Source organism: Tersicoccus solisilvae, from assembly GCF_014643255.1.
Classification (GTDB): domain Bacteria; phylum Actinomycetota; class Actinomycetes; order Actinomycetales; family Micrococcaceae; genus Tersicoccus; species Tersicoccus solisilvae.
Genome location: NZ_BMJI01000070.1, coordinates 1 through 622, shown reverse-complemented (window position 1 = coordinate 622; position 622 = coordinate 1). Strand labels below are relative to the sequence as shown.

At 43.1% G+C, this 622-nt stretch carries 1 protein-coding gene and 1 pseudogene; one reads left to right on the top strand and one right to left on the bottom strand.

From position 1 onward, the window contains the following. Positions 1-200 (bottom strand): annotated as a pseudogene (locus tag IEX22_RS16280) (IS110 family transposase); the annotation flags it as partial. Positions 201-389: 189 nt separating this feature from the next. On the opposite strand from IEX22_RS16280, the gene IEX22_RS16275 reads away from it, so the two are divergent. After that, a partial coding sequence (locus IEX22_RS16275; RefSeq protein WP_229660109.1) for a hypothetical protein occupies positions 390-622 on the top strand: 233 nt, incomplete at its 3' end.

Sequence of the window (622 nt, the reverse complement as noted above, 5' to 3'; positions counted from 1 at the left end):
CAGGGACCAGCCTCATAGATAACACATAGCTTGCTGGTCTTGGCTGTTTGATTCTTAATGAGTTTATCGAATGAACGCAGGTTGGTTGGGATTGTGCCATGGTAATGCACGGTCTCAGCAGACTTATCAGAAACCCAGGCCACGTCAGTGGTCTCCTTGTGTACGTCCAACCCGATAAAAAGTGTGTTAGCTTTAGACATGTCGGCCTCCTGTGATTGTTTGCCTATTGGATCAACAAACAGTGTGGCTCTGGTTTAACTAATCCACGAGAAAACACGGAGGCCGACACCTGCACAGGGAATCATTATGTCTAGTTTTCTTAATCGACACACTTGGCTAACTTGCTGAGCTTCATATAGAATACCGAAAAAATTTTAAGGTAAGCAGTTGTGATAGAAGATGTTCCGTCTTTCCTAGCTGGTATTAGCAGTTGGTTAATTAATGAAGGAGCTTGGTTTTTTCCGTTAGCTCTATTGGTTACGAATTTCACTTTTAAATGTTTTGTGAACAACCGACCTGATAAGATTGACTTTTGTCAGTGTGTTGTGGCTTTGCCTGCAGAGATTAAGGTTATCGCTTGCTCTTTTGTTTTTGCTGCTGCAGTTAGTTCTGCGAGCGAGCC